Source organism: Rhizobium sp. PRIMUS64 (assembly GCF_023006465.1).
In the GTDB taxonomy this organism is placed as follows: domain Bacteria; phylum Pseudomonadota; class Alphaproteobacteria; order Rhizobiales; family Rhizobiaceae; genus Rhizobium; species Rhizobium leguminosarum.
Genome location: NZ_JALBGX010000217.1, coordinates 1 through 7,650, shown reverse-complemented (window position 1 = coordinate 7,650; position 7,650 = coordinate 1). Strand labels below are relative to the sequence as shown.

6 protein-coding genes and 3 pseudogenes are annotated in these 7,650 nt (G+C 59.7%); 2 read left to right on the top strand and 7 right to left on the bottom strand.

Annotated elements, in window-relative coordinates; translation table 11 throughout:
* Positions 1-153 precede the first annotated feature (153 nt).
* Positions 154-1,398: a cytochrome P450 gene (locus MOV76_RS37640; RefSeq protein WP_247266468.1), complete on the top strand. Its 1,245-nt coding sequence runs from the start codon at positions 154-156 to the stop codon at positions 1,396-1,398.
* Positions 1,399-1,433: 35 nt separating this feature from the next.
* Here MOV76_RS37640 and MOV76_RS37635 read toward each other — a convergent pair.
* The 7 genes and pseudogenes from MOV76_RS37635 to MOV76_RS37605 all read right to left on the bottom strand — a co-directional run.
* Positions 1,434-1,700: pseudogene (locus tag MOV76_RS37635) on the bottom strand (phosphate ABC transporter ATP-binding protein); the annotation flags it as partial.
* A 154-nt stretch (positions 1,701-1,854) separates the two neighbouring features.
* Positions 1,855-3,984 carry an EAL domain-containing protein gene (locus MOV76_RS37630; RefSeq protein ID WP_018447527.1) on the bottom strand — a complete coding sequence of 710 codons (2,130 nt, stop codon included), beginning with the start codon at positions 3,982-3,984 and terminating at the stop codon, positions 1,855-1,857.
* Between the two features lie 231 nt (positions 3,985-4,215).
* On the bottom strand, positions 4,216-4,569 hold the full coding sequence (locus MOV76_RS37625; RefSeq protein WP_247266467.1) for a cupin domain-containing protein: 354 nt from the start codon (positions 4,567-4,569) through the stop codon (positions 4,216-4,218).
* 893 nt (positions 4,570-5,462) lie between these two features.
* Positions 5,463-5,954: an ion channel gene (locus tag MOV76_RS40200; protein ID WP_309506874.1), complete on the bottom strand. Its 492-nt coding sequence runs from the start codon at positions 5,952-5,954 to the stop codon at positions 5,463-5,465.
* A 93-nt stretch (positions 5,955-6,047) separates the two neighbouring features.
* Positions 6,048-6,740 carry a hypothetical protein gene (locus MOV76_RS37615; RefSeq protein ID WP_018447519.1) on the bottom strand — a complete coding sequence of 231 codons (693 nt, stop codon included), beginning with the start codon at positions 6,738-6,740 and terminating at the stop codon, positions 6,048-6,050.
* A gap of 74 nt (positions 6,741-6,814) precedes the next feature.
* Positions 6,815-6,982, bottom strand: a pseudogene (locus MOV76_RS37610) (HupE/UreJ family protein); the annotation flags it as partial.
* A gap of 2 nt (positions 6,983-6,984) precedes the next feature.
* A pseudogene (locus MOV76_RS37605) lies at positions 6,985-7,119 on the bottom strand (DUF1214 domain-containing protein); the annotation flags it as partial.
* 216 nt (positions 7,120-7,335) lie between these two features.
* Between MOV76_RS37605 and MOV76_RS37600 the strand changes: the two are divergent.
* Positions 7,336-7,608: a hypothetical protein gene (locus MOV76_RS37600; protein ID WP_026230850.1), complete on the top strand. Its 273-nt coding sequence runs from the start codon at positions 7,336-7,338 to the stop codon at positions 7,606-7,608.
* Positions 7,609-7,650 lie beyond the last annotated feature (42 nt).

Sequence of the window (7,650 nt, the reverse complement as noted above, 5' to 3'; positions counted from 1 at the left end):
CGCGCCGAGCGGCACCGCCGGCGAACTCGTGCCGACGGTCGACGACCAGGTCGAGGCGCTGCGACGCATGGGTACGCTGTCACGGGCCGGGTAGTCCTGGGTCCCTCACCCCGCATCTTTCCGAGGCTCGGCAAATCCGATAAGCCTCGTGGCATGATGATCCCATCCTTTCTCTCGATCGACCGCGCCAACCGCCATGTCTCGCTGGACGGCCGCAATCCGGCCTTCTACGGCAACCCGAATGCCGTCTATGCCGCACTACACGCCCATTGCCCGACCTTCTACTGGAGTGAGCAGAAGCAGTGGTTCTTCACGGGTTACGACCATGTAAACGGCCTGCTGCGCGACCGCCGCTTTGGCCGGCAGATCCTGCATATCGCCAGCCGCGAGGAGCTCGGCCTTGCCGAGCCGATGCCGCATCTTGCCAGTTTCGATCTCTCGGAACGTTATTCCCTGCTCGAACTCGAACCGCCGGAGCACACGCGGCTGCGCACGCTCGTCAACCGCGCCTTCGTCTCCCGCCATGTCGAGAAGATGAAACCGGAGCTTGCCGAACTCGCCAACCGGCTGATCGACGGTTTCGCGGAGAAGCGTGAGGTCGAGCTACTCTCGGCCTTTGCCGACATCATCCCGGTGACCATGATCGCCCGCATGATCGGCATTCCCGAAGAGATGGGACCGCAACTGCTTACCTGGTCGCACGCCTATGTTCGCATGTACATGTTCGGCCGCACGCGCGAGCAGGAGGAGGAGGCCGAGCGGGCGGCGAAGGAATTTTCCGGCTACGTCAAAACGGTCATCACAGAACGCCGCGCCGAACCGCGTGACGACCTGCTGACCCACATGATCCATACCGAGCACAAGGGCCAGTATCTGACCGATGAGGAGCTCGTGTCGACGACGATCGTGCTGCTCAATGCCGGGCACGAGGCGACCGTGCACCAGATCGGTAATTCCGTGCGTACCATCCTCGACAGCGGCTGCGATCCGGCAGAACTCTTCCGGGACGAAGCGACGACGGAGCGCACCGTCGAGGAAACCTTGCGCATCTGCGCGCCGGTCCACATCTTCCAGCGCTGGGCGCTGGAAGATGTGGAGATCGATGGGGTCTCCTTCAAGCGCGGCGACAAGGTGAGCCTCATCCTCGCCGCCGCCAATCTCGACCCGACAAAATTCACCGATCCGCTGACCTTCCGGCCCGATCGTAACGAGGCGGCGAACCTCTCCTTCGGCGCCGGCATCCATTTCTGCATCGGCGCGCCGCTGGCGCGGCTGGAGCTCAACGTCGTGCTGCCGATCCTGTTCGAGCGGCTTGCCGGCCTGAGGCTAGCGAAGACGCCGGTGGTCAAGGATGTCTACCATTTCCACGGGCTGGACCGGCTGGATTTGCAGTGGTGATCCATCCCTCGCAGAGGTGATCCACCGCGCGAGGATCAACCGTAACGTCCGGTAATGTAGTCTTCCGTACGCTTGACCTTCGGCGACTGGAAAATCTCAGCGGTCGGGCCGTATTCGACCAGCTCGCCCAGATACATGAAGGCGGTGTTATCGGAGATGCGGCTTGCCTGCTGCATGTTGTGGGTGAACTCCGTCTTCAGCTGGGCGACCAGCTCTTCCACCTTGGCGGTCGAGATCGAGTCGAGGGCGGAGGTCGGCTCGTCGAGGAGAAGCACCTCGGGGCGAAGCGCCACGGCACGCGCGGCTTTTGAAATGCTGCAGAGGGCAACCGGTCCAGGTTAACGGTCAGGACATCGGGCAGCGAATGAAAGGGAGCCGTGTTCAGCGGTCACCGCTCTGCTGGAACGCCGGCGACAAGCCATCAATACCGAGCATATTGCCACGATCTTGGCGGCATCATGCGGCTGACTCTTCTTCCAGTTTACTGGATATGTCATATGCCGACATAGGTTTTCCAATCAGATATCCTTGAAGCTGGTCGCAGCCGGCATCGCGCAAGATCGCCGCCTGGCGGGTAGTCTCGATACCTTCCGCGGTAACCGGAATCCGCAGCGCGGTCGCGAGCGAGATGGTTGCCCGAAGAACATCGGCGCCATTTGCACCTTCGTCGAGAGCCCACACGAGCGAGCGGTCGATCTTCATGCGATCAAACCCGAACTGCCGCAAGGCGCCAATGCTTGCGTAGCCGCAGCCAAAGTCGTCGAGCGCGAACTTAATGCCGACGCGTTTGAGCTGGTCTATCGACCGCCGGGCCTGATCCGGATTGGTCATCAGAACACCTTCGGTGATTTCCAATGTCAGGCGGTTTGGATTGAAATCAAGCTCCTGCAGGACCGAGATCACTTCTGCGGCAAATTCCGGATTGCAGAGCTGGATTGGCGAAACGTTCACCGACAATGCCAGATCGGGCCAGCTCTTGGCATGCTCGATCGATGTTCTCAGCATGTGAACGCCGAGGGCATCGATGAGGCCGCACCTCTCGGCAAGAGGAATGAAAATCTCCGGGCTGATGTTTCCGGTTGCAGTTCGCCAGCGCGCCAGTGCTTCAAGACCAGTCACAGCGCCGGTCGAAGCCGAGACGAGAGGTTGGAAAACGGCTTCGATTGCGCCGCTGTTGATGGCGCTCTTCAACAGTCCCTCCAGTTCGGCGACCTGTTGGCGTTCCCGGTCCAGCTCGGGATCGTATTCGATTGCCTGGCCTCTGCCATTTGCCTTGGCCCGATAGAGGGCCATGTCTGCTCTGCGGAGAAGCTCCAGGGGCGGGACGTCGCCGTTGCGAGCAGCGGCTCCGATGCTTGCGCCAATTTCGATCGTTCGCCCGTCGATTTTGAAGGGCTCGGCAAACAGTGCCAAAATCGTCTTTTCGATCTCTCCGCACGTGGCGGAACCGATGTGTACCAGCGCAAATTCGTCGCCCCCGAGCCGCGCCACGGCAATGATTTCGGGGTGGCAGCCTGTCAGCGCCTTCGAAACCAACCGGATCAAATCGTCCCCCACCGCATGCCCCCAGGCATCGTTGACGGCCTTGAAGCCATCAAGGTCGACTAAATAGAGCCGGGGTGGCGGAGAGCCAGAATTATCCAGCTCTGCCAGCAGGTTGAGAAGCCCATGTCTGTTCAACAGGCCACTCAAGCTGTCATGGCCCGCTTCGAAAAGCGCTGTTTGCGCCAGTTGGCGCAGGCGCCGCGCCTCGGAGGCCCCAACCAACAGAACGCCGATCAAGAATAGCGAAAGGATGACGGTAGAAGCTGCAAGATAAGGATAGACCTGATGAAACACGGCGCTTCCGGGCGCTTTGCTGGGCCAAACGAGATAGCCGATGACGGCTCCCTTCATGTCGGTGATCGGCGTATTCAGGGATCCCGGCTTGGGCGTCGTCTCGAGGCTCAGCCCCTCGAGTTCATGTTCGTTGGAGAGAGTGTCGAGAACCTCCGACGTAAACTCCTTGTAGAAAGTCAGCACGCTGAACTTCGGAACCTCGACGGCGGCGTCGAACGGCTGGATCGCCTGCGAGGCGATCAGCGCTATACCGCTTTCGGTCTTGATGAAATTGACCACCGGCACCTTCGCCGGATCTGCAGCCGCATTGATCTGCTGATAAAAGGCTGCCCCGAAAAACGTGCCCGGCTGGAAGGGCTTGCCCTTGGCATAGGCCGAGACGACCAAAGACCGCTCAGGGCCGGTCACGATCGCGCCGTCATAAAGCGCGTAATCCTCGCTGGTCTTTCCCCAATTCTCATAGGCCCAATCCGCGGCGGTGGGAGACGAGATCGCGCTATAGGCATCGTCCCATACGGCGTTATCAGTCGTTGTCGCGCCGAGGCGAGCCACAAACGCACCGATTGCCGCGCGGGCGGCGCGACTGGCCCTGGCATCATCGATCTCGTTGGCCGACCGGGTCATCGTGACGACGACGTGTGCCACAAGGCCAGTCAGGACGAGGGCGACGACAAGGAAGCAGACCGTTGTCGCGATGATGGAAGACGTCTGGGTCCGAACGTGCCGACCTGCAAGATTCGACGACATGCAAATTCCGAAAAGATTAATTGCAAGGCCATGTCTGTGGGACGGCAGGAGACATCATGTCCGCAATGCGCTGCAGATAAGGTTTAGCATTTGACGATGTAGGCACGATTAATGGGAATGGTTAAAAGCGTTCTATCCCGGAAACAGGTGCAGCCATTCGCTGAAAGACGGGCCATCATCGCCGCAAATCGGGACAAGCGCGGAATCGTCAACGTCGATTTTCTGGCCCGCTCAAACCTTGATCACATAATCCTTGCGAGTCGTTTCAACGACTTCCCACGTTCCCTTGAAGCCGGGTCTGAGGATCATCCGGTCGCCCGCCTTCAGATGAACCGGCTCACCGCCGTCCTCCGTCACGATGGAATGGCCGGACAGCAGGCTGAAATATTCCCACTCCTCGTAGACGATCCGCCACTTGCCCGGTGTCGCCTCCCAGATACCGGAATAGAGGCCGCCTTCGGCCTCCTCCAGATTCCAGGTACGGAAATGCGGATCGCCGGAGATGATCCGGCCGGGCTCCGGGGCGCCGAACTCGGGTTCGACGCCGTCGATGCTGAGGGTGATGTAATTTGCCGTGGTCACCATGGGTCCCTCTGATCTCAGATGTGGTTCGTCACATACCTTTGACACGTACCCCTTTGAAATCGTATAGTTTTTTCAGTGGAGGCGTCATGTACGTCTGGTTGTTTCCTCACATACCTTTGCTCAAGTATGTGCCTTTCGTCAAATACCCTTGAGCAACTCTGCAACCGCAAGTTAAACCATTGTTTTCTTGACGATTTATCGCAGGCTTGCCTTGCGCCGAACTGGCTGTCGTACAGCCGCGAGGGGAGGACGATGAGAGTTGTTGTTTCCGAAACCGTAGTCGTTGAGTTGCAGAGCTCATGACCCGCACCTACGAACAGCTTATCCCGCGCGCCGAAAGGGAGAAGCTCGAGCTAGCCCTTGAAATGGGCCAAGGTTACGTCCTCGATCTTTCGGACCGGACCTTCAACGATTTCTTCTATGAGAGACTGGGCATCGACCCAGACACTGAAGGCCGCCTCTTCAACGGGCGCGGCACGTCGAAAGCGAAGCGCCTGAGGTCCTTCATTGAGCGCGCCCCGGCGTCCTTGATTGCGAAGCTGCTCCGCGAACTCTGGAACTACCGCAGCTCCATCGCCACCCGTGCGACGACGCCCGCTGATCAGGTGCTCGAGGCCAGCTATTTCATCACCGTTGGCAGGTTCGAAGGGGTAAGCCAGGACATCGACAGCTCGGTGATCGAGTCTTTCGAACCCAGTGAAACACTCGACGAACTCGTGGCATCAATCCGCCGCGACCTCGACGCCAAGAAGCCGCACGCCGCGCTTGATCGACTTCACACATACTGCATGAAGCGCTTCGCATCACTGGTCAGAAAGCATGGCGGCGGAGAGTGGGCGGGTAGCGTTGCCGACGGCGAGAACGTGCAGGCGTATCGCGAAGACCGAGCCTGCTCACAACTCCGTCTTGCCCTCCTCCACTCGCTCCCGCCTCGCCTGCAGTCGGTCGAACTTGCCAAAATCGGTCATGATGCTAACGAGAACGCTTCCAGTCCAACCGAAGGTGAACAGGCCCGACATACCGATGATAGGACCGAGCAGACGCCATCGGTCTGGAAGAGTGACGTTGCCCTCGCCGAGAGTGGTATAGCTTTCGAGGACGTAGTAGTAGCTATCGCGCATCGAAGGGATAATGTCCCTGACATACAGGGGAACTGCCCAAATAAGAGTCTCCGCGAAGTGCAGAACCGCTAGCGCGGCGATTGTTACGGCGAGCATCAAATTCAGCCGCCAATGCGGCGTGGCTGCGGTGACGTGTGCCCATGACTTGCTGAACTGAAGCCCGATGCTTCGGATTCCGACGCCATGCACAAAGATCACAACGATCAAAAACACGGTGCCGACAAGAATCTCCAGAACTGGATTCGGGTGGGTGAGATGGTCCAATCGTTTGCGTCCTCAGTGTTCAGCCTGCGGTGGGACGCGTCGTGCAGCGTCCCACGACCGAACCCAGCGCGAGCATGGACTTTGCCCTGAGTGCTAGTAGCAGGGCGGATACGGATAATAGCCACATGCCGGAGGCGGGTAATAACGTCGCTCCGCAGCGGCCGCACCAATCGCCGCCCCCGCCACGACGCCCGCCCCATAGTACGCGCCTGGATGGGCGTACCATCCGCCACGCCAAACCGGCGCGCGGAACCCAGCGCCTCCCACGGCGACGCCCCCATAGGGACCACGTGCCGCGAACCAGTCGATAAACAGCGATGCGGGCCCATCGGCTCCGGCGAGGTCCCCTTCGAGCACTGCTACGTCGAACGTCAGGTCGCCGCCCTCAAGCTTCGGCATTTTCAGGACGACCACCACGTCGGCAACAGAATCACCCTTGGCGCTGAGTACCGATATCGTCGCGTTGGGTGGGTCCTTCGCGAAGCTGTCGGGCCCCTCACCCCATTGCTTGATGAACTCGGAGGTCAGCACGTGGCCCGCCGATCGGACCGGGCGGTCGGCAAACACGATCGACACCGCCGAGATACCACTCATCGTTAGCTTGCCACCCTCGAGCTTCGCCCCACCGGAATTCAGCACGGCAAGCGACGGCACCATTTTTGACTTGGTCGCTCCTATCGTCTTTTCCGCTGGAGCCGAAATGGCGTCCTGCGCGAAGACAGGCGATGCCGCTAGAAGGCTCGCCGCGACGGCGATCATGCTTATTGCTGAGAGTCTTAGCATCATACATCCTCCAGTTTGATTATGACCACTCCCTATTTCAGGAGCCCTAGATTGATCAGTTGAACGCGCCTGTTGTCGATCACGGAGGCGATGAACATCAACTGCCCGATCTCGACGCCTACATTGAAGAACAGCAAGGCAAGCGGAATGTCCCCTGAAGGAAGGGCCAGTTCAGACAGTGCCCCCGCGAACCCCAGCCCGTGCAGCAGCCCGAACGCAAAGGCGACCAGCCAAGGGCGTTTCGCAAGGGTGCGAGCGGGCTGTAGAGCCGCAGGATCGTGAACCAGCCCTTGCCGGGAACCGTCTGCACCCAGTTGCCTCGCTTGACGTATTTCGGCTGATCGGGGCCGAAATAGATCGTGGTAGAGCCATCCGCGGCTGCGAGTAACGAGACCGTTCTTTTAAGCGCCGTCATGATGTTCCCTCGGTTGCAGACCTATCATCCAGCGGCTCTGTCATGCAGACTCAGGACACGGAGCTACTCATCGTGACCGTGCATCGCGAATGCGCAAGTATGTAACGGTAACATACGGGGTAGTTGGTGGTACGGGACGCTATGTTCGAAGCCAGCGGCGGCCGGGCGGCAGAAGAGATCGTCATGACAAGGGATGCCGACATAACCATATTAAGAAAGCGCGGAATGCTGGCGACCGTGCGCGGCGTCCCTGCGCATAGCGTGGGCGGGGCCGAAGTGGAGACTACGCCCTGCGATATGCTACTGGGTAATGCAATTCTGCATGTCGCGAGACTGGACGTTTCGGTTTGCACGACCGCCGCCGCGAGTGTCGTTGCGGAGGGCATTATGTTGAATTGCGAGGACTGCCGTCGGCTCGCCTTGAAATATGGCGACAAGCTTGAAGTTCGTGAGTAGGAAGCAAGAGCCCTGAGCACTGGCCGATCAGCTTGGACATCA

Bases quoted from the DNA above. Each gene is read 5' to 3' on its own strand.
- MOV76_RS37640 (WP_247266468.1), top strand. From the start codon at position 154: ATGATGATCCCATCCTTTCTCTCGATCGACCGCGCCAACCGCCATGTC.
- MOV76_RS37630 (WP_018447527.1), bottom strand. From the start codon at position 3,984: ATGTCGTCGAATCTTGCAGGTCGGCACGTTCGGACCCAGACGTCTTCC.
- MOV76_RS37625 (WP_247266467.1), bottom strand. From the start codon at position 4,569: ATGGTGACCACGGCAAATTACATCACCCTCAGCATCGACGGCGTCGAA.
- MOV76_RS37615 (WP_018447519.1), bottom strand. From the start codon at position 6,740: ATGATGCTAAGACTCTCAGCAATAAGCATGATCGCCGTCGCGGCGAGC.
- MOV76_RS37600 (WP_026230850.1), top strand. From the start codon at position 7,336: ATGACAAGGGATGCCGACATAACCATATTAAGAAAGCGCGGAATGCTG.